General features: G+C 71.7%; 21 protein-coding genes. 17 read left to right on the top strand and 4 right to left on the bottom strand.

Features of this window, described 5'->3' with window-relative positions; all coding sequences use genetic code 11:
• From ABT336_RS12670 to ABT336_RS12700, 7 genes are all read left to right on the top strand, one after another.
• A partial coding sequence (locus ABT336_RS12670) for a glycosyltransferase family 2 protein (RefSeq protein WP_502891165.1) occupies positions 1-672 on the top strand: 672 nt, incomplete at its 5' end.
• The gene (locus ABT336_RS12675) at positions 669-1,829 is read left to right on the top strand and encodes a glycosyltransferase family 2 protein (protein WP_350896683.1); all 1,161 of its coding nucleotides are present in this window, start codon (positions 669-671) and stop codon (positions 1,827-1,829) included. The genes ABT336_RS12670 and ABT336_RS12675, both read left to right, overlap by 4 nt.
• On the top strand, positions 1,807-3,228 hold the full coding sequence (locus ABT336_RS12680) for an aspartate aminotransferase family protein (protein WP_502891166.1): 1,422 nt from the start codon (positions 1,807-1,809) through the stop codon (positions 3,226-3,228). The genes ABT336_RS12675 and ABT336_RS12680 overlap by 23 nt, the downstream gene beginning before the upstream one ends.
• Complete coding sequence (locus ABT336_RS12685) at positions 3,222-4,271, top strand: NAD-dependent epimerase/dehydratase family protein (protein ID WP_350896684.1); 1,050 nt, start codon at positions 3,222-3,224, stop codon at positions 4,269-4,271. The genes ABT336_RS12680 and ABT336_RS12685 overlap by 7 nt, the downstream gene beginning before the upstream one ends.
• Positions 4,271-5,227: a UbiA prenyltransferase family protein gene (locus tag ABT336_RS12690; RefSeq protein ID WP_350896685.1), complete on the top strand. Its 957-nt coding sequence runs from the start codon at positions 4,271-4,273 to the stop codon at positions 5,225-5,227. The genes ABT336_RS12685 and ABT336_RS12690 overlap by 1 nt, the downstream gene beginning before the upstream one ends.
• Positions 5,227-6,366: an endonuclease/exonuclease/phosphatase family protein gene (locus tag ABT336_RS12695; RefSeq protein ID WP_350896686.1), complete on the top strand. Its 1,140-nt coding sequence runs from the start codon at positions 5,227-5,229 to the stop codon at positions 6,364-6,366. Before ABT336_RS12690 ends, ABT336_RS12695 begins: the two co-directional genes overlap by 1 nt.
• 46 nt (positions 6,367-6,412) lie before the next feature.
• Positions 6,413-7,558, top strand: coding sequence for a glycosyltransferase family 4 protein (locus ABT336_RS12700; protein ID WP_350896687.1), 1,146 nt, complete (start codon positions 6,413-6,415; stop codon positions 7,556-7,558).
• Positions 7,559-7,689: 131 nt separating this feature from the next.
• Here the strand turns inward: ABT336_RS12700 and ABT336_RS12705 are convergent, their stop codons facing one another.
• Entirely contained in the window at positions 7,690-8,532 is an 843-nt protein-coding gene (locus tag ABT336_RS12705) for an SAM-dependent methyltransferase (RefSeq protein WP_350896688.1), read from the bottom strand.
• 201 nt (positions 8,533-8,733) lie between these two features.
• Here ABT336_RS12705 and ABT336_RS12710 point away from each other — a divergent pair, with 201 nt between their 5' ends.
• The 7 genes from ABT336_RS12710 to ABT336_RS12740 all read left to right on the top strand — a co-directional run bounded on the left by ABT336_RS12710 (position 8,734) and on the right by ABT336_RS12740 (position 18,182).
• The gene (locus ABT336_RS12710) at positions 8,734-10,182 is read left to right on the top strand and encodes a hypothetical protein (protein ID WP_350896689.1); all 1,449 of its coding nucleotides are present in this window, start codon (positions 8,734-8,736) and stop codon (positions 10,180-10,182) included.
• 58 nt (positions 10,183-10,240) lie between these two features.
• On the top strand, positions 10,241-11,248 hold the full coding sequence (locus ABT336_RS12715) for a hypothetical protein (RefSeq protein WP_350896690.1): 1,008 nt from the start codon (positions 10,241-10,243) through the stop codon (positions 11,246-11,248).
• Positions 11,249-11,630: 382 nt separating this feature from the next.
• Positions 11,631-12,872 (top strand): glycosyltransferase family 4 protein, encoded by a 1,242-nt coding sequence (locus ABT336_RS12720; RefSeq protein ID WP_350896691.1) that lies wholly within the window; start codon positions 11,631-11,633, stop codon positions 12,870-12,872.
• A 185-nt stretch (positions 12,873-13,057) separates the two neighbouring features.
• Positions 13,058-14,602 carry an O-antigen ligase family protein gene (locus ABT336_RS12725; RefSeq protein WP_350896692.1) on the top strand — a complete coding sequence of 515 codons (1,545 nt, stop codon included), beginning with the start codon at positions 13,058-13,060 and terminating at the stop codon, positions 14,600-14,602.
• The gene (locus ABT336_RS12730; RefSeq protein WP_350896693.1) at positions 14,599-15,714 is read left to right on the top strand and encodes a GumC domain-containing protein; all 1,116 of its coding nucleotides are present in this window, start codon (positions 14,599-14,601) and stop codon (positions 15,712-15,714) included. Before ABT336_RS12725 ends, ABT336_RS12730 begins: the two co-directional genes overlap by 4 nt.
• Before the next feature lie 9 nt (positions 15,715-15,723).
• Positions 15,724-17,334: a flippase gene (locus ABT336_RS12735; RefSeq protein ID WP_350896694.1), complete on the top strand. Its 1,611-nt coding sequence runs from the start codon at positions 15,724-15,726 to the stop codon at positions 17,332-17,334.
• Positions 17,331-18,182, top strand: a complete 852-nt coding sequence (locus ABT336_RS12740; RefSeq protein WP_350896695.1) for a sulfotransferase family protein — start codon at positions 17,331-17,333, stop codon at positions 18,180-18,182. The genes ABT336_RS12735 and ABT336_RS12740 overlap by 4 nt, the downstream gene beginning before the upstream one ends.
• A gap of 205 nt (positions 18,183-18,387) precedes the next feature.
• Here ABT336_RS12740 and ABT336_RS12745 read toward each other — a convergent pair whose 3' ends face one another.
• From ABT336_RS12745 to ABT336_RS12755, 3 genes are read right to left on the bottom strand one after another with little or no spacing between them, the layout of a single operon-like run.
• On the bottom strand, positions 18,388-19,869 hold the full coding sequence (locus ABT336_RS12745) for a hypothetical protein (RefSeq protein ID WP_350896696.1): 1,482 nt from the start codon (positions 19,867-19,869) through the stop codon (positions 18,388-18,390).
• Entirely contained in the window at positions 19,866-20,681 is an 816-nt protein-coding gene (locus ABT336_RS12750; protein ID WP_350896697.1) for a sulfotransferase family protein, read from the bottom strand. The genes ABT336_RS12745 and ABT336_RS12750 overlap by 4 nt, the downstream gene beginning before the upstream one ends.
• Complete coding sequence (locus ABT336_RS12755) at positions 20,674-21,609, bottom strand: sulfotransferase domain-containing protein (RefSeq protein WP_350896698.1); 936 nt, start codon at positions 21,607-21,609, stop codon at positions 20,674-20,676. The genes ABT336_RS12750 and ABT336_RS12755 overlap by 8 nt, the downstream gene beginning before the upstream one ends.
• Before the next feature lie 250 nt (positions 21,610-21,859).
• Here ABT336_RS12755 and ABT336_RS12760 point away from each other — a divergent pair, with 250 nt between their 5' ends.
• From ABT336_RS12760 to ABT336_RS12770, 3 genes are read left to right on the top strand one after another with little or no spacing between them, the layout of a single operon-like run.
• The gene (locus ABT336_RS12760; RefSeq protein WP_350896699.1) at positions 21,860-23,107 is read left to right on the top strand and encodes a glycosyltransferase; all 1,248 of its coding nucleotides are present in this window, start codon (positions 21,860-21,862) and stop codon (positions 23,105-23,107) included.
• Positions 23,104-24,180 (top strand): sulfotransferase family protein, encoded by a 1,077-nt coding sequence (locus ABT336_RS12765; RefSeq protein ID WP_350896700.1) that lies wholly within the window; start codon positions 23,104-23,106, stop codon positions 24,178-24,180. The genes ABT336_RS12760 and ABT336_RS12765 overlap by 4 nt, the downstream gene beginning before the upstream one ends.
• A gap of 3 nt (positions 24,181-24,183) precedes the next feature.
• The gene (locus ABT336_RS12770; RefSeq protein WP_350896701.1) at positions 24,184-25,095 is read left to right on the top strand and encodes a sulfotransferase family protein; all 912 of its coding nucleotides are present in this window, start codon (positions 24,184-24,186) and stop codon (positions 25,093-25,095) included.
• The last annotated feature ends 48 nt before the right edge of the window (positions 25,096-25,143 follow it).

Consider the following 25,143-nt stretch of genomic DNA (forward strand, 5'->3'; position numbering starts at 1 on the left):
GGGATGGTGCAGGGGATCTATGCGCCGGAGCCGTTGTTCGACGACGGTCCGGTGGAGGCGTACCGGGTGGCGTTCGAACACTTCTGGCGGCGGCGCAGCGTGGGACGCCCCCGGGCGGCGACCCTCTTCGCCGCCAGCCTCATCCGTCGGGAGGTCTTCACCGCCACCGGCGGGTTCGACGAGCGGCTGCGCACCGGGGAGGACACCGAGTTCGGCACCCGGATGCCTCGGCAGTGGCGGCTGGTCGTCACCGACCGGGTGGTCACCCGGCACGACGACGTGGACCGGTTCCTTCCCTTCGTCAGGGAGCAGTTCGGGTTCGCCACCGACACCCCGATGGTGATGCTGCGGGCCGGTCGTCGGCGCAACGCCGGCAACGGGATGCGGGTCAACGCGATCTCCCCGACCGGACTGGTCTTCTCCGGCCTGGGGCTGCTCACCCTGCCGCTGGTCCCCTTCCAACCGTGGCTGCTGCCGGTCTGGGCGCTGCTGGTGGTCGCCTCCGCAGTGCCGAGCCACCGGTTCCTGCGCTTCACCTGGCGGATCCGGGGTGCCGGGTTCGCCGCGTACGCCACCGGGATGCACCTGCTGCTCTACGTCCTGGCCGTACTCGGCACCGGCGTGGGGACCCTCCGGGTGGCCTACGCGCTGGCCCGGGGGAGTGCCCGGTGACCGGGGCGGCGCCGCCGGGGGCGGTTCCACCGGTCGGGGTGGGGGACGGGGCGGCGCGGGTGGCGGTGGTGGTGCCGAACTTCAACAAGGCGAAGACGTTGCGGGCGTGTCTGGAGTCGGTGTTGGGGCAGTCGTTGGCGCCGGTGGAGGTGGTGGTGGTGGATGACGCGTCGACTGATGGTTCGCGGGAGATCGTGGCGGAGTTTCCGGTGCGGTTGGTGGTGCAGTCGGTGAATCGGGGTCCGGCGGCGGCGCGGAATGTGGGGGTGGCGTCGTGTTCTGCGCCGTTGGTGTTCTTCGTGGATTCGGATACGGCGTTGGCGTCGGATGCGATCGAGGAGGCGGTGGGGATTCTGCGGGGTGGTGTGGGGGTGGGGATGGTGCAGGGGATCTATGCGCCGGAGCCGTTGTTCGACGACGGTCCGGTGGAGGCGTACCGGGTGGCGTTCGAACACTTCTGGCGGCGGCGTACGGTCGGCCGGGAGACCGGGGCGCTGTTCGCCGCGACCCTCGTACCCCGGGAGGTCTTCACCGCCACCGGCGGGTTCGACGAGCGGCTGCGCGACGGGGAGGACGACGAGTTCGGCACCCGGCTTCCGGGCCGGTACCGTCTCGTCGCCACCGACCGGGTCACCACCCGGCACGACGACGTCGACAGGCTCGCCCCGCTGCTGCGCGAACAGTACGTACGGGCCCGCACGAAACCGGCCCTGATGGTCCGGACCCGACGTCGCCAGCGGGGCGGAGCGGTCACCGGCGAGCGGGCCGACCTGATGTCCACCGGCCGGTACCGGCGACTGGACCGGGACGCGCAGCTGTCCCTGGTCACCTCCGCACTGGCGCTGGTGGTGCTGCCGGTGGCGGCGTTCGCGCCGGTGGCGGCGTTGGCCTGGCCCGTGCTGGTCGCCGGGTTCGTCGCCGCCAACGCGGAGTTCCTGCGCCTGGCGTACCGGCTGCGGGGGGCGGGGTTCGCGCTGACCGCCGCCGGACTGCACCTGCTCTCCCACACGGCCCTCGTCGCCGGGCTCGGCGCGGGCCTGCCCCGCGCCGCCGTCGCCCTGCTGCGCGACGTGGCGGTGGTTAACCGGAGGTCGTCCGCCGCGGATGCGGCGCAGACAACAGAGAAGAGGGTACATGCCCAGGTTGATCGGTCTTGAGGAGTGCGAGGCACTGACGGTACGCGAGGTCCACGACCTCTACCGCCGGTACGTCAGCAAGTCCCAGGTGTCGTTGATGACCACCTTCGGGTTCGGCCGGGAGTTGGTGGAGCGGGCCGAGGGGGCCTGGATCCACCTGCGTGACGGCAACCGGGTCCTGGACCTCTCCGGTGGCGTCGGCGTGCTCAACCACGGCCACAACCACCCCCGGATCCTCGCCGCCCGGGCCCGGTTCGCCGCCGAACGCCGGATGGAGGTGCACAAGGCGTTCTTCTCGCCGTACCTTGCCGCGTTGAGTCACAACGTCGCCGAACTCCTCCCCGGGGACCTGTCCATCTCGTACTTCCCGAACTCGGGGGCGGAGGCCAACGAGGGTGCCATCAAGATGGCGTACAAGTACCACGGGGGGAAGCGGCAGACGATCCTGCGCGCCGACATCAGCTTCCACGGCAAGACCCTCGGGGCGGGCAGCCTGACGGGGTCGGCGGAGAACCACTTCCGCTTCCCCGGCCTGCCCAACGCCGTCGTCCACCAGTACGGGGACGTGGCGGCGGTCCGGGCGGCGATCGAGTCCACCCGTCGCCCCGACGGCGGATGCGACGTGTACGCGCTGATGGTCGAGCCGTACAGCGCCTCCAGCATGCGCTGCTGGTCGGAGTCGGCCCTGCGGGAACTGCGGCAGATCTGCACCGACGAGGACATCGTGATGATCTTCGACGAGGTGTACACCGGGTGGGGCAAGACCGGCAGTCTCTTCTACTTCATGCGGTACGAGGGACTGCTGCCGGACATCCTGGTCTACTCCAAGTCCCTCGGCGGGGGCAAGGCGTCGATCTCCGGCTACACCGCCCGGGAGCGGCTGTTCCGGCGGGCGTACGACCGGCTGTCCGACGTGATCCTGCACAGCACCACGTACTACGGGTTCGGCGAGGAGACCGCCACCGCCATCGAGGCGGTGAACGTGACGGTGGAGGAGGACTTCCCGGGGCGGGCCCGGCAGATCGAGGCGATCCTCGGCCCCGGCCTGGACCGGATCCGCAAGGCCCACCCGGACGCGGTGGACCGGGTCGCCGGGGTCGGCTCGCTGCACGGCGTCTTCCTCGCCGGCGGCCCGAAGCTGTTGGACCTGGCCGGGAAGCTGGTCCCCGGGTTCGCCAACGACCCCCGCTTCGGCACGAAGCTGATCACCCTGTCGGTGATCTCGCACCTCTACCGGGCGCACAAGATCATGACGTACTACAGCCCCAACGTGGAGAATCCCCTGATGGTGGCCCCCACCCTCATGATCGAACCGGCCGACCTGGAGTACTTCCTGGAGGCCCTCGACGCCACCCTGGCCCTGGGGCTGCGCCGTCTGCTCACCGGGTTCGTCCGGGAGAAGGTGAGCGCGTCGTGGTGACTCCAGCGCCCCCGGGCCCGACGGTGGTCACCGGAGCCAGCGGAATGCTCGGCGGGTTCGTCGTCAGGCGGCTGCGCGACGAGGGTCTGCCGGTACACGGAGTGGACGTCCGCCCCGGCGACCCCGGGATCCCCGCCACCGTCGCCGACGTCCGCGACCGGGCCGCGATGACCGCCGCGTTCGCCGGTGCCGGTGCGGTGGTCCACTGCGCCGCAGCGCTGCCCAGCTACGCTCCGCAGGAGATCGGGTCGGTGATCGTGGACGGCACCCGTACGGTGCTCACCGCCGCCCGTGACGCCGGGGTGCCGAGGGTGGTCCACGTCTCCACCACCGCCGTGTACGGCCTGCCCACCCGGGTACCCACCCCCGAGGAACACCCCCGGGAGCCGGTGGACACCTACGGCCGGGCCAAGGCCACCGCCGAGGAGGTCGTCGAGGAGTTCCGGGCCGCCGGGCTCTGCGTCCCGATGCTGCGACCCAAGACCTTTCTCGGGCCGGGACGGATGGGCCTGTTCGCGATGCTCTTCGAGTGGGCCGAGGAGGGGCGGCACTTCCCGATCCTCGGCCGGGGCGACGTGCGGATCCAGATGTGCGCGGTGGAGGACCTCACCGAGTGCGTCCGGGTCGCCCTCGGTGCCGACGAGGACGTCGCCAACGACACGTACAACGTCGCCGCCGCAGACTTCGGCACCCTCCGCGAGGACTTCCAGGCCGTCCTCGACGCCGCCGGTCACCGCCGCCGGGTGGTGTCGGTGCCCGCCCGGCCCGCGCTGCTGACCCTGCGGGCGTTGCGCAAGGCCCGGCTCTCCCCGGTGTACGACAGACTCCTGCACAAACTCCTCGCCGACTCCTACGTCAGCACCGACAAGGTGCGTCGGCGACTCGGGTTCACCCCGACCCACTCCAACCAGGACGCCCTGCTGCGCACCTTCAGGTGGTGGCGGGAGCAGCGGGAAACCGGGCGGACCCGACCGTCGACCGGCCGGACCAGTCGCGAACCCTGGTCCCAGGGGGCGCTGCGTGTGGCGAAGGCGTTCTTCTGATGGCCCCGGTCACCCAACCCCTCGTCGTCCCCGCCACCGGACCGCGACCCACCGGGGAGTTCCCGCTGCGGCAGGCCGGCACCCTGGTCCGCGCCCTGGTGCAACTCGCCCGCCCCGGTCAGTGGCCCAAGAACCTGCTGGTGGTCTCGGTACCGCTGCTGGACCCGCAGTCCTGGGGACGGACCCCCCTGACCAACCTGGTCTGGGCGGTCACCGCGTTCATCCTGACCTCGGTCCTGGTGTACGTCCTCAACGACATGGTCGACCGGCGCAGGGACGCGGCGAACCCGGCCCGGTGGCACCGACCGATCGCCTCCGGCCGGGTGACGCCCCGGGTGGCTGTGGTGTTCGCCGCGGTGGTGGCGGCGGCCCTGGCCGGGGTGCTCAGCACCTTCACCCCGGCCACTGCCTGGCCGGTCGGGGTGTACCTGCTGCTCAACCTCGGGTACTGCCTGGGGCTCAAACACGTTCCGCTGCTCGACGTCTTCCTCGTGGCGAGCGGGTTCGCGTTGCGTCTCATGCAGGGCTACCTCGCCACCGGCACCACCGTCTCCGGGTGGCTGCTCACCGCGGTGTTCACCCTCTGCCTGCTGCTCACCCTCGGCAAGCGCCGACACGAGCTGAAGAACAGCGGCGGTACGCACCGACCCGCCCTGCGGGGCTACACGGTGCCCCTGACCGACCAGCTGATGCAGCTCTCCGCCGCGCTGACCGCCGGCAGCTACCTGCTCTACCTGCGCGACGAGGCGCCCCTGGCCGCCCACGCGTCGATCGCGGCGGTGCTGCTCACCCCGCTGGCCATCTTCGGGCTCTTCCGCTACCTGCAACTCGTCCTGGTCCACGACGCCGGTGAGAACCCGGTACGGGTCCTCGTCCGTGACCCCGTCATGGTGGCCAACGCGGCCCTCTGGGCCACCCTCTCCGGGGTGCTGCTGCTCGCCGCACGGGGGGCCTGATGACAGCCGTCACCGACCCGGCCCCGGCCCCGGTGACCCGACGCCCGGGTCGAGGCACGGTGGCCTGGCCGGTCGTCGCCGGGGCGTGGCTGCTGTTCGTGCTGTCCCACACGTACCTGTCCGGCCGGGCCTGGTGGTGGAACCTCCCGGACCTGCTGCCCCCGGTGGCCCTCCTCGTCGTACCGCTGCTGCTGGTGGTGGTGGTCGCGGTGGCGGTGCGGCGGCGGGCCCGACTGGTCGGTCTCGGGCTGGCGGTGGCGGCGTTGCTCCTCGGCTGGTCCGGCAACGGGGTCGTGGCCGCCACGCTCTGGCACCGGCCGCCCCCCGCCCCGGCGGACGCGGTCACCGTGTTCGCCTGGAACACCTGGTACTGGGACGAACTCCTGGCCATCGGCCCCGACGGCGAGCGCACCCGGGACCCGGACCGCTTCTACAGCTACCTGCACGCCCAGGACGCCGACGTGTACCTGCTCCAGGAGTACCTGTACCTCACCCCGGAGCTGGACCCGCTGCCCGTGGACGGCCTGGACCGGTTGCGCCGGGAGTTCCCCGGATTCCACGTCGCCGCCGTCGGGGAGCTGGTCACCGTCTCCCGGTACCCGATCGTCCGGGAACACCCCGTCGACCTGCGTCCGTTCCTGGACCGTCGGTGGCCGGACCTGCCCCCGGCGGACTCCCGCCTCCCGGAGTACCACACAGTCAAGACGCTCCGGACCGACCTGCTGGTCGGCGGGAGGGTCCTGTCCGTGTACAACTCCCACCTGCACGTGCCGATGGTCGGGCTGCCCGCCCGCCGTTCCGACACCGCCGACGACACGCTGGCCCGCCACGACCTGCGGCAGGCCGACTACCGGGCGCTCGCCGCAGACGTCGAGGACAACCCCCACCCGGTCCTGCTCGCCGGAGACCTCAACACCTCCTCGGCGATGCGCCTGCTGCGGACCATCCCGGACCGCCTCGTCGACGCCAGCCCCGCCCTGGGCTCGCCCTACCCGGTCTCGTGGGCCCGCTACGGACTGCCGCTGTGGCGGCTCGACTGGCTCTTCACCACCGACGACGTGACAGTGCACAGGTACCTGATGGTCGACCCGGCCGGACTCTCCGACCACACCGGACAGCTCGCCGTCGTCTCCCTGTGACCCCTCCCGCCACCGTTTCGCCAGCTTGGAAAGGACGTCGCACCCGATGAGCACCGCCGAACCCCGGTACGACCTGACAGTGGCCCTCACCTACTACACCCCGTACATGAGCGGGGTGACCCACACCGCGCAGACCGTCGCCGAGGGGCTGGCCGCCCGGGGCTGGCGGGTCGCCGTGGTGACCAGTCAGCACGACAGGTCCACCCCGTTGCGCGAGACGATCAACGGGGTCGACGTGTACCGTGCCCGGGTCCTCGGGCAGATCACCCGGGCGCAGATCAGCCCGGAGTATCCGGTGTTGGCCGCCCGGCTCGCCCGCCGCTCCGGGGTGTTCCTGCTCAACCTGCCGATGGCCGAGGGGGCGGTGGTCGCCCAGCTCGTCGGCTCGACCCCGATCGTGAGCATGCTCCACATCGACCTGTACCTGCCGCCGGGCCTGCTCAACCGGGTCGCCGTCGCGGCCTCCGACGTCACCTCGTGGGCGGCGCTGCGCCGTTCCGCAGCGGTGGTCGCCTACAGCGACGACCAGGCCCACGCGTCGAAGTTCTGGCCGACGATGCGACGCCGGGAGCACCGGTTCATCCCGGCACCCTGCCTGGACCGTCGGGGCGGGCAGCCCCGGTACCGGCGTACCGGGGGACTGCACGTCGGGTTCCTCGGCCGGATCGTCGAGGACAAGGGGATCCCCTACCTGGTCCGGGCCTTCCGGAAGATCACCGATCCGGACGCCCGGCTGCTGATCGGCGGCAACTACAAGACGGTGATGGGCGGGGACGACCTCGCCGCGATCCGGGCCGAGATCGGCGCCGACGACCGGATCGAGGTCCTCGGGGAGCTGCGCGGCAAGGAGATCGACGACTTCTACGCCTCGATCGACGTGTTCGCCCTGCCGTCGGTGGCCGAGTCGTTCGGCATCGTCCAGGCCGAGGCGATGATGTGCGGTGTCCCGTCGGTCACCACCGACCTGCCCGGCGGGCGGTACCCGGTCCTGGCCACCCAGTTCGGTGCCGTCGTCCCACCCCGGGATCCGCCGGCGCTGCACCGGGCGATCCTGGAGCTGGGCGCGGCCCCGGCCGACTGGCGGGACGCCAAGGCCCGGGAGGCCCGCAAACTCTTCGCCGCCGAACACGGCCTCGACGCCTACCAGGACCTCTTCACCCACCTGCACCCCAACCCCCCCACCCGCCCCTGACCCCTGCTTCTTTCGTTGATCAAGGGGTTTGCGTCATCGCCACGCCGGATTCTGACGCAAACCCCTTGATCACCGGGGTGGTCGGGGGTGGGGGAGTGGGATGGGGTGGGGGTGGGGGTGGGGGTGGGGGGTCAGGGTTTGCGGGCTAGTGCGCCGTAGATGGAGGTGTCTGCCAGCGGGGGTAGGTCCTCCAGGGGTGCCTCGGGGCGCCACCGGCTGACCGCCTCGATGCCCGGTTCCACAAGCTCCAGGCCGTCGAAGAACCGGGCGACCTGCTCCCGCGACCGGGGGTAGCCGTCCGTCCGCATCCGGCCGCTGGCGGCCTGCGCCGCCATCTGCGCCAGGATCTCCGGCGGCATGAAGTCCATGGTGACGTGGCTCAACGCCAGGTAACTGCCGGACGGGAGGGCGTCCACCAGCCGGGCGACGAGGTCGTACGGCCGGTCGTCGTCGTGCAGGAAGTGCGCCACAGCGATCAGCATCAGCCCCACCGGCCGGGACAGGTCGAGGGTCCGGTGCAGCTCGGCGTCGGCCAGGATCCGCTCCGGATCCCGCAGGTCGGCGTCGAGGTAGGCGGTGGCACCGGCCGCAGAGCTGGCCAGCAGCGCCCGGGCGTGCACCAGGACCATCGGGTCGTTGTCCACGTAGACCACCCGGGACTCCGGGGCCACCGACTGGGCCACCTCGTGGGTGTTGTCGGCGCTGGGGATGCCGGTGCCGACGTCGAGGAACTGTCTGACGCCCGCCTCGGCAGCCAGGAACCGTACCGCCCGTTGGAGGAACCCCCGGTTCTCCCGGGCCACCGTCCGGATCGCCGGGTAGAGGGCGGCGATCTGGTCGCCGGAGGCCCTGTCGACGGCGAAGTTGTCCTTGCCGCCCAGCCAGTAGTTGTACCGCCGGGCCGGGTGCGCCACTGTGGTGTCGATCCGGTCCGACAACCGGCTGACCTGCTCCGATTCCGACGACGCGGTCATGATCCAGACCTCCGAGGTCTCTCGACGGCAGTCCCGGCTCGTCCCGGGCCGGACCGCTGGCCATCCTAGCCCTGACCGGACACTCGACCGAGACCTCAGAGGCCACAGAGGACGGTACGGGTTTCTTCGACAGGTCTCGAACCGCCGCCCGTCGCGGGCCGTAGTCGGTGTGACCGATCGGCGATCCACGGGAGCACCGTCATGGACGATTACGACAGGGAGCTCGACAGAGTTCTGAAGACGCACGGCTGGCATTTTGAAAGAGCCAAGCAGACGCTCGACGACCGGTTGACCCGGTGGGTGGAGCAATCCGGCCTCGGCTACGGACCTCGGGACCCGGAGATTCCCGACCACTTCCTCGGCACCCAAGAGGGTTCCGACTACGTCGAGGCGGTGGAGCACGCACTCCGAGGGCTGACCTCCCCGAGGGTCGAGGAGGAGCCCGAGCTCTTCGCGTTGAGGAATCCCCCGGTCAACGAAGACGCTGAGCGCTGGCTCCAACAGCAGTACGACTCCCCGCCGGCAGCGCTCCCCTACAACCCCTTCAGCCCGGGTGCGGAGAGCCCGCCGGCGAGAGCACCGATGCCGATGAGCCCGGGTGTGGCGAGCACCGCCGCGGGAAGCCCGAGTGCGGCGAGCCCGCAGGGCAGCGATTTCGCCACAGTCGACTACACGGCTTCCGATTCCTGCGGCCCTCGATTCTGGCGGTCGGAGATAGATCTCGAAGACAACATCAACATGCTGCTCAGTGGGAACGGTGCAGACTTCCCCAAGAACGACCTGCACCTGGCGGTCGAACAGTTTGCGTTGCGCTGGGGCTACCGGAAGGAGGACGAATCAAAAATAAGCGATCGAGTCTACGAGGCGTACCTGAAGAGTGGAAGCAGAGGATTCCTGCTCAAGGACATCAGGGAGGCGCGTCAGAAACAGTTGGAGAAGGACGAGAACCTCAAGGCGGTGTTCCCGAGGCCTACCCTGCAGAATGCCCTCGACTTCGACAGGGCGCTGCTACGCTACTGGTCTCGCGAGACGGGATCTTTCCAGGACGAACTCGAACCGAGCGAGCGTGTTCCGCAGTTCGTCCGGCGCGACTTCGTGGAATCGGGGGCAGCGCGGAAGGCTCTGCTCGGTCCGCGGCGGGCACTGCAGCCAGGTCGGGGGCACCCTCAGCAACAGCCGATGCGCCCCGGTCGGCAGGCTCCCTGGCCTCCGCCTGCCGGGTGGCAGGCTCCCGGGCCTTCCGGGTGGCAGGGTCAGGGCGCGGGCCGGGCGGTGCCGTACGGCGACCCGTCCCGCGAGCCGACGCCCGGTCCGTACGCGGCGCAGCAGGTTGCGATGCAGTCGTACCGGCAGGCTCCGGCCCCGGGCGGGTACGTGCCGGGTCACGGCCCGCAGGGACAGCCGATGGTGGGCTACGGACCCCAGCGGCAGGACGTGCCGGGGTACCCGGGGGGCCAGGCGTACAGCATCGACCAGATCGCGGCGATGCAGTTCGGTCCGGGAAGGATCCAGCCCACCACCGTCCAGGGTCGCCCCGGGCCTGGTGCTGTCCCGGACCCCCACTATCCGCCGCAGAGGGGGCCGCGGCCGCCACAGCAGGGATACGGTCCGAACCCCCACAACTCCGCCCAGGGACACGGGCTGAGGTAGCCGACTGGAATTTCCGATGAGGTGGTGGTGGAAGTGTTGATTCCAGAGGTGGGTAGAAATGGACTCTGTCGGGTACGACCAGCCCTTTGGTGACGAATACCAGAAAGAACTCGACCGGATCGTGCGGAGCTACGGCTGGTCTGAGGTGTCTGAGGTTCGGCGGGCGTTCGACGGGCGGCTGAGGCGGTTTGCCCAGGAGTGCGGAGACTTCGAAAATCCGGAGAGGATCCCCGATGACTTCGTCGCGTCCGCGGAAGGCTCGGTCTTCGTCGAGAACGTCGAGGATGTACTGCAGGCCCGCAGGGAGCCGCCGCTTGAGGAGGGTGAACTCCGTGTCGTCTTCGAGGAGGTGTGGGGTCGCCTGAGGCCGTTCTGGCGGCCGGAGTTGGACCTGTCGGGCAACGTTGGAATGCTGCTCAGTGGCTCCGGTGCCTCGCCCGAGGATCTGGCCCTGGCCGTCGAGCGGTTCGGCGGGACCTCCCGCCGCCTCGGGCCGGAAGATTCGACGATGTCCGATCAGCTTTACGAGGAGTATCTGCGCCGGGGCAGTAGGCGCTTTCTTGTTCAGGACATCACGGCGACAAGGGAGAGACGACTCAGGGAGGATGTCTGGCTGCGGGCGGTCTTCGCGAACCCCACGGTCGAGGACGCGCGGAACTTCGACAGTGAACTGAGGAGGTACTGGTTCCGCAAACGGCGTGCTCCCGCGTGGACGCCGAACGAACGGGTTCCCTTGTCGGCCCGACAGGAGTTCGTGGAGAGCAGGCAGGCCCGTCGAGTCCTCCTCGCCGAGCGGCCGGGCATGAGGTACGTGCCTCTGCCGGGTCCCGGTCCTCAGTCGGACCAGCCCCGATACGGATTCCGGCCCCCACAGCAGTCGGGGTTCGGGATGCTGTATCCCTCACGACAGACACCCGGTGTCGAGCAGGTCGCCTCGGCGGCAGCCGGGTGGGGTCACCTGCCCGCCGGTCGACCCCAGCCGTCCGGCAGCCACCAGCGCCCCCACCGGCAACAGGGACACGGTGCCAACCCACAGAACCCGGGCCAGGGCCACGGACCACGGTAGTCCGACGGCGTGGGAGGTCGGCTGGAGCAGCCGGCCTCCCACTGCTCGGTGGAGGTGCCCGGGGGCGTGCCGGCTGCACGGCGGCAGCGACCTGTGACACGGCGGTACCGCCGGATTCGAAACCCCCTCGTCCGGCCGTACCGATTCGACGCCGGGTGACGTTGGGCGATGGAGCGGGTGTCGAGGGTAACCGGAGCCGTGGCGTCGAACGTCGCCGATGGAGGTCGGGAGGATCAACGGTGCGCCGGTCGGGCAACCGGCTGAACGTGTCTGTTCGCCTGGCTGTCCGGCCCTGTCCCGCCTGGCCGATCATGATTTAGCGTCCGGGGCGTGGAGTGCCTGACCAGGGGCTTCGGAGTCACTCCGTGGGGGGATGGACACTGTGCACTCGCACGATCACGCCACCGAGGCGGTCGGTCTGCCGCAGCCCGGACCGCCCCGCGCCGACGAGGACCGCCCGCCGGGGTGGCGCCCCCTGCGGGTGGCGATGATCGGCCAGAAGGGGGTACCGGCCACGTTCGGCGGGATCGAGCGGCACGTGGAGGAGATGGCGAGCCGGCTGGCCACCCTCGGCCATGAGGTGACCGTCTACTGCCGGGACAGCTACGGCGGCGTCACCGACCCGTCGTACCGGGGGATCCGGCTGCGGCGGGCACCCACCGTCGCCAGCAAACACCTCGACGCGATTGTGCACTCCACCACCTCGACCGTCGCGGCCATGACCGAGCGGCCGGACGTCGTCCACTACCACGGACTCGGCCCGGTCCTGCTCGCTCCGTTGCCCCGCTACACCAGCCGCGCCCGGGTGGTGCTGACGGTGCACGGGCTGGACAACCAGCGCAACAAGTGGGGCCGGGCGGCGCGTACCGTCCTCGGTGCCGCGTACCGGCTCAGTGGGCCCGTACCGCACGGATTGGTGACTGTCTCGCGGGGACTGGCCGCCCACTACGCCGAGCGGTTCGGCCGGGCCGCCCACTACATTCCGAACGGGGTGTCCAGCCCCAAGCACATGCCGGAGCAGGAGTTGACCCGCTTCGGGCTCACCCCCGGCGGGTATCTGCTCCTGGTCGGTCGGCTGGTGCCGGAGAAGTCCGCCGACCTGCTGATCCGGGCGTTCCGGCGGTCGAGCACCCCGCTGCGGCTGGCAGTGGTCGGCGGGTCCGCCTTCACCGACGACTTCGTCGCCCGGCTCCGCCGGGAGGCCGGCGACGACCCGCGCATCGTGTTCACCGGGTTCGCCTACGGTGACCTGCTCGCCGAGTTGTACTCCCACGCGGCGGCCTTCGTCCAGCCGTCCCGCCTGGAGGGGTTGCCGCTGACCCTGCTGGAGGCGGCGTCGTACGGGTTGCCGGTGGTGGCCAGCGACATCGAACCGCACGTGGAGGTGCTGGAGCGGGACGCCCCGGGCCGCCGGTTGTTCCGGGAGGGCGACGAGACGGACCTGGTGCGGGCGCTGGACACGGTGACCGCCGACCTGGACGCCGAACGGGTCGGTGCCGGTGCGCTGCGCGACCGGGTCCTCGTCGAGTACAGCTGGGACGCCGCCGCCCGCGACCTGGAACGCCTCTACCTCACCCTGCGCCCCCCGAGGCAGGGAAGGGACCCCGCTCAACGCGTTCCGTAGCGCAGGTGCCCCGCGCGGACGCCCGGACCGAGCGGGGCCGACGATGCGTCGGGCAGACCCGGCGCAACGGCCCATATGCCCTGCCGGTGGGACCCGTTAGATTAGGCCGTTCCCCTGGTCCCGCATGGAGGCGATCGGCGGATCACAACCCCTGTGCACACCTACGAGCGAGTGGTCGGCGGGCGATGGACGGACAGCGGCACGGCGCGGTACGCGACCAGGAGACGCCGGACGCCCCGGCGACCCGGGTCGACGACGCGACCCGACCGGCGGCCCGCCGACAGGTCCCCGACCTGACCGTACGGCTGCTCACCGGCGGCGCGGCGCTGCTCTGCGCCGTGGCGGCGGTCCTGTCCGGCGTGGCAGGCAGCGAGGGCGACCGGGTCCGGATGGTGCTGCCCCTGGTGCTGGTCGTCGGGCTGATCGTCGGAGTCCTCGCCCTGACCCGGTTCGCCGCGTACGTGATGCTGATGCTCGCGGTCCGCTCCTGCGTCGACCTGTTCAAGCTCAGCGGACCCACCGCCGGACGGGCCGACGGGGGAGCCGGTGGCCGGCTGTCGGACCCGTCGACGATCCTGGCCGTGTTGTTCCTGCTCGCCGCCGGTTTGTGGCTGGCCGCCCAGCTGCGCCGCCACGGTCGGCTCCGGACCTCCCCCCTGGGTGTGGCCCTGCTCCTGGTCGGCGCGACCGGCCTGGTCAGCGCCTTCGGAGCGGCCCAGCCGACGCCCAGCTTCCTGGAGGCGCTGCGGATCGCCACCGTCGTGGTGATGTTCCTGGTGTTGGAGCAGTTGATGCCGGACCTCCCGGCGGTCCGGCGGATCCTGCTGGCCGTGTACGCCTCGCTGGCCCTCGCGGTCGGCTACACGGTCGTGATGTCCCTGCTGGGCAGCCCTCCGGCCGAGGTCAAGGGCGGTTTCACCCGGATCAGCGGCCCGTTCACCCAGTCGACCACGTTCGGCCGGTACCTGATGTTCATGGTGATCTTCGGGTTCGGTGTCCACAGGTACCTGGAGCGGCGGTGGCGGGTCCCGATGGGTGTCCTGCTCACCCTGTCGCTGGTGTTCCTGCTGCTCACCAACACCCGTAGCGCGATCCTCGGGGCCGGAATCGGACTGGTGGTGGTCGCCGTGCTGCACCGCAGCAAGCGGATGCTGGTGGCGCTCTGCCTGGCGGTGGTGGTGGGCGTCACCCTGCTGCCGACGGTGGCCGACCGGTTCGGGCAGATCGGGCAGAGCACCGCTGTCGGGGGCGGCCCCACCGGCAACACCCTCGCCTGGCGGGTCGGCTACTGGTCGGAGATCGTCACCCTGGCCAACCGGAACCCGGTCACCGGGGTCGGGCCGAACATGACGAAGTTCGAGGCCGACGAGGCGAAGAAGCCGCACAACGACTTCCTGCGCGCGTACGTCGAGACCGGGGTCCTGGGTCTGGGGGCGTACCTGGCGATGATGTTGCTCTGTCTGCACACCGGGCGGACGGCGCTGCGCCGGGCCCCGCCGGGAAGCCTGCCACGCGGGATCGCTGTCGGGTTCCTCGGCTGCGCCGTCGCCTTCGTGGCGGTCAGCGCGGCCTCGAACGTGATCTCGAACGTGGTCACCCTCTGGTACTTCGTGGCCTTCGCCGCTGCGGCGAGCGCGGTCGCCAGGGGCGCGACCGGAACCGGCGCGACCACCACGACGGTGCGGGCCGGAACCGGCCCGGCGGTGGCGGTCGGAGGCGACATCCGATGATCTATCAGACAGTGGGGAGCGCAAGGGTGGAGATCGTCGACTATCTGCGGGTCGCGCGGCGTCGACTCTGGATCCTGCTGGGGATCCCGTTGCTCGCCGCGAGCGCGGCGGCACTGGTGGTCCTGACCGGCCCCGACCGGTACGCGGCGACCTCCTACGTCGCCGCCCCGGCGCTGGTCGGCGGGACCGCCGCCCAGCAGTACACGGGCACCCAGGCGGCCAGCCAGTTCGCGGCGGCCTTCGCGGCGGCGGTGACCGCCCCCCAGGTGGTCGACCAGGTCGCCGGGGACACCGGGGTGTCCACCCGGACCCTGCGCGACGGGCTCTCCGTCGCCCAGGTCGGCGCGAGCAGTCAGCTCACCCTGACCTACACCGCGACCGACCGGGACACCGTCGCCCCGGTGCTGACAGCGACCGCCCAGCGCGCCCTGGCGTTCCTCTTCGCCAGCCAGGTCAACATCGCCGAGAGCGAGGTGAAGGTTGCCAACGACGAGTTGACCACCGCCACCCAGGTGATCGACGAGTGGGAGAAGGAGAACAAGGTCCGCCAGCCGGACCGGCTCTACCAGTCCACCCTGCAGGAGATCGCCACGATGCGGCAGCAGCGGCTCCAGATGCAGGCGGTGGGCAACGGGCGCGGCGTCTCCGAGGCCGAGAAGGCGATCACCGACGGGCAGAAGCGTCTCGACGGGCTGGGGCCGAAGCTCCCCCAGTACCAGTCGCTGCTGGCCCAGCGCGACACCGCCAGTGGCAGTCTCGCCTCGGCCCGCCAGGGTCTGCAACGGGCCCGAGCCCAGTCGCAGGCCGCCGACCCGGCCCAGGTGACGAGCCTCGGTGCGGTGGAGGCGGTCGACCGGACCCGGGCCCTGGTCAACCTGGTGCTGCCGGTGGCCGGTGCCGGCCTGCTCCTGGCCGTCCTGCTGGTGGCGTTGGTGGAGCAGCTCTCCCGGGGCCGGGCCACGCCCGCCGTCGCCGGGACCACCGCCGGTCGGGGTGCCGCCGGGCGGGCCGCCCCGGTGCCGGCGCAGCCGCAGGCCGGGCAGTCGGGACGCGGCGCAGACGACACCGTCGTCCTACCGGTGGTGGGCGACACGAACACGCGTCCCCGGTAGGCCCGTGGCGTGACCGAGCAACCGAACCGGCCGGCGACCCCGGTGACCGCCGCCGAGGCCGAGGCGGACGAGGCGACCGGCTCCGGGGACCGGCACGTACGGGGGATGGCCCGTGGCGGGGGCCTGAACCTGGTGGGTGCCCTGCTCAGCCAGGCGGCCGTCTTCCTGATCATGCTGCTGTTGGCGCGGGTCCTCGGGGTCCGGGAGGTCGGCAGGTACGCCCAGTGCTACGCAGTCCTGTCCCTGTTCGGGCTGCTGTCGCTCTCCGGTTTCCGGGCCGGGTTGACCCGGTTCGTGGCGGTGCACCTGGCCGACGACGACGCCCCCGCCCTGCGCGGGACCATCCGGCTCGGGCTGGGGGTGTCCGTCGGGTCCGCGGTCCTGCTCGCCACCGGTCTCGCCGCCGCCGCCCCGTGGCTCGCCGAACAGCTCAACGATCCCGGGCTGACCACCGGACTGCGCCTGGTGGCGTTGACCCTGCCCGCCACCACGATCTGCGAGGCGGCGTTGGCCGCCACCCGGGGGTGGCGTACCCAGCGTCCGTTCACCTACATCGGGCAGCTCTACGAACCGGGGACACGGCTGCTGGTCACGGTGCTGGCCCTGGTCACCGGTGCCGGTCTGACCGGGGCGTTCTGGGCGTTGGTGGTGGCCGGCTGGTCGGCGGCGGTGCTCGCCCTGGTGGCGCTGGCCCGGCTGCTGCGCCGCGTCGAGCCGGCCCGCCCGGTGTACCGTCCCCGCCAGCTGTTCGGCTTCTCCACTGTCAGTTGGGCGTCGTCGCTCTCCTCGACCGGGCTGATCTGGATGGACACCCTCCTGCTCGGGTTCTTCGCCAACCCGGAGATCGGTGTCTACAACGTCGCCACCCGGCTGGTCACCGTCGCCATCTTCGTCCTCGCCCCGATCAACGCCTCGTTCGGTCCGTACATCGCCTACCTGTACCACCAGGGTTCGCTGCCCGACGTCCGGCGGGTCTACACGGTGGCCACCGGGTGGGTGGTCCGGTTGTCGCTGCCGGCCTTCGTGGCGCTGCTGATCCTCCCCGGTGACCTGTTGCGGGTCTTCGACGGCAGCATCGCCACCGGGGCGACGGTGACTGTGGTCCTCGCCCTCGGGCAGTTGGTCAACGCCGCCACCGGGCCGTGCGGGACGGTGCTCAACATGTCCGGCCGGGTGGCGTTGAACATGGCCGACAACGTGGCCGCCCTGGTCATCAACGTGCTGCTGAACCTCTGGTTGATCCCGGCGTACGGGATCGTCGGATCGGCGGTGGCGTGGAGCGTCTCCCTCATCGTGGTCAACATCGCCCGGGTGTGGCAGGTCCGGTACCTGATCGGTGCCCTGCCGTTCAGCCCGGGGATGCTCAAGGGGGTGGCCGCCGCCGGGGTGGCGGCCCTCGCCGGTCTGGGCGCGCAGGCCCTGGTGCCGCAGTGGCCCTGGTCGCTGGTCGTCGGGTTGACGGTGATCGCCGGCAGCTACCTCGCCGTGGTGCTGGCCCTGGGACTGAGCAAGGAGGACGTCATGGTGCTGCGGACCCTGCGCCGCCGACGCGGTCGGGGCCGCAACGGTCCGCCGCCCACCGCCGGCACCCCGACCGCCGCGTCCGGGGCGGCCCGGTGAGCGCCGGGCGGCGGGGTGGGGTGGATCGGCTGCGCCGGACGGTACGCGCCACCCGGGCGTACCTGCGGGCAGCCCGTCCCGGGCCTCCCGGGGCCCTGCCCGACTTCTTGATCATCGGTGGGCAGCGCTGCGGCACCACGTCGTTGCACGCCTACCTTGCCGGACATCCGGACGTCAGTGCTGCCACCGGCAAGGAACTCCAGTTCTTCACCCTGCACCACGAGCGGGGGGAGCGGTGGTACCGGGCGCACTTCCCGCCCCCGGCACCCCGACGGCAGACCTTCGAGGCCAGCCCCTACTACCTGTTCCACCCGAGCGTCCCGCAGCGGGTGGCCCGGCTGTTGCCGCAGGCCCGTTTCGTGGCGCTGTTGCGCGACCCGGTGGAGCGCGCCTACTCGCACTACCTGCACACCCTGTCGTACGGGCTGGAACCGTTGAGCTTCGCCGACGCGATCGCCGCCGAACCGCAGCGGCTGGCCGAGGCGCTCCGCGACGGCCCGGACACCCCCGCCGCCCACCACGCCCTGCGCAACCACTCCTACCTGGCCCGGGGAAGGTACGCCGAGCAACTGCACAGGTGGTACGCCCACGTTCCCGCCGAGCGCCTGCACGTCATCCGCAGCGAGGACCTCTACGCCGACCCGGCCACCGTGTACGGGGACGTCCTGCGCTTCCTCGGCCTGGCGGCGTACGCCCCGCCGCAGTTCGCCCGGCACACCAGACGCAGGGACCGGACCTCCGGCGAACTCACCCCCGACCTCCGCGCCCACCTGACCGACCACTTCGCCACCCCCAACGCCACCCTGGCCACCCTCCTCTCCCACCCCCACCCCTGGTGGCCCGCCTGACCCCCCTACGCCCCTGCCCCGCCACCCCCTGCCCCCGCCACCCCCGCCACCCCCGCCGCCCCGCCGCCCCGCCCTGCCCCGGTGATCACGGGGTTTGCGTCAGAGTCGATCTCCGAATTGACGCAAACCCCTTGATCAACGCTCCCGACCGAGGGGAGGGAGGGTGGGGTGGGAGGGGTGGGGGGTGGGTTGGGGTGGGGTGGGGTCAGCGGATGGGGGAGAGGAGGGTGGTGGGGGTGCCGGGGCCTCGGAGGACGACGGGGGAGGGGCCGATGGTGACAGCGCCGGAGCGGGCGGCGGAGTCGGTGCCCAGTCTGTCGTTGGTGACCCCGGGTGCGGCGGGGACCGACACGGTGCTCGCCGAGGAACTCCAGACGACCAGGGTGCTCTCCTCGCCCCGGCGGAACGCCACACCGGTCAGGCCCTTCTCGGCGACCGGTTCGATGGTGGCGTCCCGGGCGGCGTCGGCCAGTTCGGCCATCATGGTGCCGGCCAACCGTTCGGTGCCGTCCGGGTCGAGCAGGCCGTAGCGGACCTCGGAACCGGCCCGGTTGTTCGGGTTGTAGCCCAGCGGCAGCCAGAGCACCTGGTCGATCCCGCCGGCCACCAGTTGGCTGACCGTCTTGACCATCTCGTCGCTGCGGGACGCGGCGTCGCCGTCGCCGTCGCGCCAGAACTGGCCGACCTCCCACGCCTGCGTCGGCACCCCCTCGGGGCTGCGGGCCCGCAGGTAGTCCAGGAGGACGGGGACGGCGGAGAAGTGTTCGTAGAAGTGGAGCTGCCGGACGTCGACGACCCGCTCGGCGATCAGCTCCTCGGTGGCGGCGAGGAACTGAAGGTTGCGGGAGTTCTGGTCGTTGGCGAGCGCACCGCGTAGCACCGTCACGTCGTCGACCTGGGGGATCTTCTGTCCCCGGGTGCCGACCCGGCGTTGGAAGTAGACCTGGTACGCGGCGATCGCCCCGGGCTCGTCCCCGGCCTGGAGCAGCCGGTCGGCCACCCCCATCCCGTACGCGACGCTGGAGATCCCGGAGTCGACCACCCGGGCCTGCGGGTCGGCAGCCCGGATCGCCTCGGCCGCCGAGGTGACCAGTCGCTTGTAGTCGGCGGTGCTGCCCGCCCAGTACTGCGGGGCGTTGACCTCGTTCTCGATGGCGAACTGGCGCACCCCGTACGGCGCGTACCGCTTCACCACCTCGGTGACGAACCCCTGGTAGACGGCCATGTCCAGGGGCATCGCCGACTCGGTCTTGTTGAGTTGCCCCCTGGTGAACTGCGGGCTGCCGCCGGTCGCCCAGCACATCCCGGTCCGGATCTTGATGTGCAGGGTGATGTTCAGGTCCCTGCTGCGTTGCGCGATCCGGTCCAGCCCGGACCAGTCCCGCTCACCCCTGGTCCGCTCGATCGCACACCAGGTGATCTCCTGGTACGTCGCCGATCCGGAGATCTTGGCCAGGTAGGGCTTGAACTGGTCGTACCGGGACCAGTCCCAGTGCGCCCCGAAGGGGTTCGGGACGCTCGACGTACCGTCCGTGGCCGGTCCCGGCCCGCCGGTCGGCCCGGCTCCGTCCGGGGCGGCGCTGGGCGGTGGCGGGTTCGGCTCCGGCTCCGGGTCGCTGGTGCAGGCTCCGGCGGTCAACGCCAGGACCACCGCCCCGACCAGCAGCCCCACCCGGCGGCGTCTCATCGGTATCCCAGCTCACGCAGCGTACGCCCGGAGAAGACCCGGGTGAGGATCCGCAGGAACGGGTCAAGTTCCCGCCGGTACGTGCCGACCCGCGACTCGTAGATCGAGGAGTCGGTGCCGGCGGCGGCCCGCCGCCGGTCGGCCTCCACCGTGTACTTGCCGGCCACGTCGTGCGGCTTGTCGCCGTAGTCGAGCGCACCGGGTTCCCACGGCTCGCCGAGGAACTCGAACAGGGTCCGCATGGTCTTCTCCGGTTCTCCGACGGCGTCCTCGTAGCGAAGTTCCAGGTAACGGTCGGGGGGCAGCGCCGCTGCCGAGGCCCGCGCCACCCGGATGTAGCGGGGCCACTTGACCACGCACTTCACTGCCGACCAGTAGCCGAACCGTTTGCGGTGCGACACCACCACGTCGCGTCCGTCCCGGATGACGTGCACGAACTGCGCGTCGGGGAAGACCTCGGCGAGGAAGTCGACGGACAGTGCGTACAGCGGGGTCTTGTCCGCCCACCGGGTCTTGCCCCGGGAGCGGGCGTAGTCCTCGTGGACGCCGCCGAAGAAGTCGGCGATCCGGCGCAGCCAGTCCTCGCGGGGGAGACCGAACCGGGCCAGTCGTTCCCAGTCCCGGCCGACGATGCGCTGCATGTCGGCCAGGAACCGGGTCTCCGGCCCGCAGCTGATCCGGGAGTGCGAGTCGAGGACCAGACGCAACATGGTGGTGCCGGAACGCTGGCACCCGACCAGGAAGATCGGCCCGGACCGCCCGACGGGTGCGTGCGCCCCGGTCGGTGGGGTCTCGACGTCGTCGTCAGCCACGCTGTCCCTCCAGGGGCCGCCCGGCCACCGCGTCCAGTCGTTCGGTCAGCCCGGTGCACAGCGCCCGGACCCGGTCGTCGATCGGCAGGGGGTTCCGACGCGGGGCGCGGGCCTCGACGTGGGCGTGCAGTCCCGCGTCGTACGGCAGGTCGAGGAAGTCGCACAGCCGTCGGGTCGTCCCGGCCGGGTCGGCCACCAACGCGTCGTACGAGCTGAGCAGCACGTCGGAGCGGTCGGCCAGCCCGAGGGTGAACAGCAGGGAGTTGCGGACGTACCAGAACAGGGCGGCGGCGGTGTGCGGGGACATCCGTCCGTAGTCGAAGGAGGCGACAAGTTCCCGGGTCGGATCGTCCAGCCGTTGCCCCTGCCACCGGTCGCCGATGGTGCCCTTGGCGACGGCCTGCAACGCCCGCAGGTTCGCCTCCCCGAACTTCGCCACCTCCGAGCGGGCCCGGTCGTCGACGTCGCGGTACGCCCACACCGCCCGTCCCGGCGCCAGCCCCGGCAGGGCCAGCAGCTCGTCCACCCGGTGGGTCTGACACAAAGGCTTGACCAGCACGTACCGGTGTCGACTGCGCCGGATCACCTCGGTGACCACCGGGTCGGGGCGCAGTTGGAAGCGGTGGAACACCCGCCTGTCGTTCTCGTTGCGGACCTCGACCGCTCCGGCGGCGTCCAGGCCCCGGGTCAGCATGTTGGTGCCGGAGCGTTGCAGGCCGACCAGCCAGACCGGGACCGCCCGCCCGGCCGGGGTCGGGTTGGCCCGTCGCCAGCGCCGTTTGGCCAGCGCCGTCCCGACGCGTTCCACAGGGTTGAGCCGGTCCTCCTCGACCAACCGCCGGATCCCCTCGGTGCGTGCCCACCGGGTGTGCCGGACGACCCGCCGCACGGTGTACGCCAGCGCCGACGGCTCGTCGGGGTCGGCCATCGGATCCTCCTCGGGCACGACGGTGCGGGGCTGCGCACACGCTACCGTTCCGGCGTCGTGGCTGGCCACGTGGCCATGCGGCCCACCCATGATCAGCCGTGTGGTCACTTGGCGGCCCTGATCTGGACTCATCCGTCCGGTTTGCATAGCGTGGGCCACTGGTCGGCCCCCACTGACCGCGCCCCCTCCCCGCGACGACCCGGCACCCATCCCTCAGCGGGCCCCAGCAGGCCACCTTCGGAGCAGGCCCATGCGTGTCCTCCATGTCAACAAGTTCCTCTACCGGCGCGGCGGCGCCGAGGGGTACCTGCTCGACGTCGCCGAGCTGCAACGGGCCGACGGGGACGAGATCGCGTACTTCGGCATGGACCATCCCGAGAACGACACCCCCACGCCGTACACCGGGTTCTTTCCGCCCCTGGTGGAGCTGGACCCGGCACCGCGCGGGCTGCGCCCCCGGGCCTCGGCGGCGGCGCGCATGATCTGGTCCCCGGCGAGCCGTCGGGGGTTGGCCCGGGTCATCGAGGACTTCCGTCCCGACGTGGTGCACCTGCACAACGTCTACCATCAACTCTCCCCGTCGGTGCTGGCTGCGACCCGGGTGGCCCGGGTGCCGGCGGTGATGACCCTGCACGACTACAAGCTGGCCTGCCCCAGCTACCAGATGCTCGACCGGGGTCGGGTCTGCGACGCCTGCGTGACGGGTGGGCCGCTGCGGGCCGCGCGCCGCCGCTGCAAGGACGGGTCGCTTGCGGCCAGTTCCCTGCTGGCTGTGGAGTCCTGGCTGCACCGGTCGACCGGGGCGTACGCGCCGGTGCAGGCGTTCGTCAGCCCGAGCCGGTTCCTCGCCGGGGTGATGCGCCGCGCCGGGGTCTTCCCGGACCGGATCCACGTGGTGCCGCACTTCGTCGACGTGGCGGCCACGGCGGTGAAGCAGACCCCCGGCGGGTCGGTGGTCTTCGCCGGTCGGCTCAGCCCGGAGAAGGGCGTCGACGTGCTGATCGAGGCCGTCGCCCAGCTGCCCGACGGGGTCCGGCTCGACGTGGCCGGTGACGGCCCGGCCCGTGCCGACCTGACCGACCTGGCGGCGCGCCGGGCCCCGGGCCGGGTCCGGTTCCACGGCCGGCTCGACAAGGCCCGGTTGCAGGACCTCCTGCGGTCGGGGGCGGTCGCTGCCGTGCCGTCGCGGTGGAACGAGAACCAGCCGATGGCGGTGCTGGAGGCGTTCGCCTGCGGGCTACCGGTGGTCGCCACCGACCTCGGCGGGCTTCCGGAGCTCGTCACCTCCGGGGTGGACGGACGGGTGGTGGCCGCCGACGACCCGACAGCCCTGGCCGACGGGCTGCGCGACGTCCTCGCCGACAGGCAGCGGGCGTACCGGTGGGGGCAGGCGGGTCGGGACCGGGTGGAGCGCGACTTCAGTCCGCAGGCCCACCTGAGGCGTCTGCGTGAGGTCTACACCGCCGCCACCGCACGGCGGGCCGGGGTGCCGGCGTGAGTGCCCCGGTCCGGGTGCTCTACCTCGCCGGCAGCGGGCGCAGCGGCAGCACCCTGGTCACCACCCTTCTCGGCCAGTACGACGGGGTGCTCGCCGCCGGGGAGCTGCGCTACCTGTGGCAACGCGGTGAGCTGGACAACCGTCCCTGCGGGTGCGGCAGGTCGTTCCGGGACTGCCCGGTGTGGTCGGCGGTGCGCCGGGACGTGCCGGTGCGTGACGCCGCCGGGATCGCCGCCCGACTGCGCGCCCGACTCCGGATGCGGGGGGTGCCCGCCCTGCTGCGGCGGGCCCGCGCCGGTCGTCGACCCGTGGATCCGCACCCCGACGACGCCGTCCTGACCGACCTGTACGCCTCGGTCGCCCGGCACGCCGGCGCCACGACCGTCGTCGACTCCTCCAAGCTCCCCCCGTACGGGGCGCTGCTCGGTGCGCTGCCCGGCATCGACCTGCGGGTCCTGCACGTGGTCCGTGATCCTCGGGCGACAGCCTTCTCCTGGCGTCGTCGCCGGGGCCTCGACGGCGAGCGCGACGAGCGACTGATGAGCCGACCGCCGGTGTGGAAGGCGGCACTGCTCTGGTCGGTGTGGAACGCCGTCACCGTCCGCCTCTGGGCCGGTGACTCCGACCGGTACCTGCGGATCCGGTACGAGGACCTGACCGCCGACCCGGCGGGTGTCCTGGCCCGGGTCACCGCGTTCGCCGGCGTCGACCCGCAGCCCGGCCCGTTCGCCGGAGCCGGGCCGGACGCAGAGCCCGGCCCGTTCGCCGGAGCCGGGTCGGACGCAGACGCAGACGCAGACGCGGGTGCGGGTGCGGGTGCGGTGACGGTGCGGATGGCCCCCACCCACTCGGTGGCGGGCAACCCGTCGCGCCACCGGACCGGGCCGGTGCCGATCCGCGCCGACGACCAGTGGCGCGCGGGCCTGTCCCGGACGTCGTACGCGGTGGTGACCGCACTGACCCTGCCGGGGCTGCGTCGCTTCGGCTACCCGTCGGGCCGTACGGACCGGACCACGAACTCCGGTCGGCGGGACACACCGGTCGACACCCCGACCGGTCACGAGGAGGGCTGAACGATGTTGTCGGTGGTGGTGGGGACCGGTCGGTGCGGGTCGACCCTGGTGCAGGAACTGCTCTCCCGGCATCCCGGGGTCGGCTTCGTCTCCGGGGTGGACGACAAACTGTCCCGGCTGAACCTGAAGGGGCGGTTCAACGGGTCGCTCTACCGCCGCTCCGCCCCCCGCCCGGCCGGGATGACCTCGCTGGCGCACGCCCGCCGGCTGCTGGAGTCCGGTCGGGTACGGGTCGCCCCGTCGGAGGCGTACCGCCTGCTCGACAGGCACGTCATGGCGGGGTTCTCCCGCCCCTGCCGGGATCTGACCGCCGAGGATCTCACCCCGTACGTCGCCGGGCGGCTGCGGGGCTTCTTCGACGACCGGGTACGCCGGCAGCGATGTCGGACCCTGGTGCACCACGTGACGGGCTGGCCGCGTACCGGTTACCTCCGGGCCGCGTACCCGGATCTGCGGGTGGTCAACGTGGTCCGCGACGGCCGGGCGGTCACCAACTCGTGGCTTCAGATGGGCTGGTGGGACGGGTGGCAGGGGCCGGAGAACTGGTTCCTCGGGCCGCTGCCGACCGACCTGCGGCAGGAGTGGGAGGAGTACGACAGGTCCTTCCCGGTGCTCGCGGCGTTGGGGTGGAAGCTGTTGATGGACCGGTTCGGGCAGGCCCGGGCCGCCCACCCCGAGGCACAGTGGCTGGACGTGCGCTACGAGGACCTGGTCGCCGACCCGCGTGGTGAGGTGGGCCGGATGTTGGACTTCCTCGGGCTGGAGTGGGACCGGACCTTCGAACGCGGGTTCGGACGGTACCGGTTCGAGGGGGGTCGGCGGGCCGCCTACCTCGACGAGTTGAGCCCCGGGCAGGTCGCCGACGTGGAACGGGTTCTGGACAAGCCGTTGCGCGAGTGGGGCTACCGGGGCTGACCCCGGCCCGACCGCTCTACCGTCGGTCGGCGGTGGCGATGTCGCGGC

The sequence above is a fragment of the Micromonospora sp. NPDC000207 genome, from assembly GCF_040300925.1.
Classification (GTDB): Bacteria; Actinomycetota; Actinomycetes; order Mycobacteriales; family Micromonosporaceae; genus Micromonospora.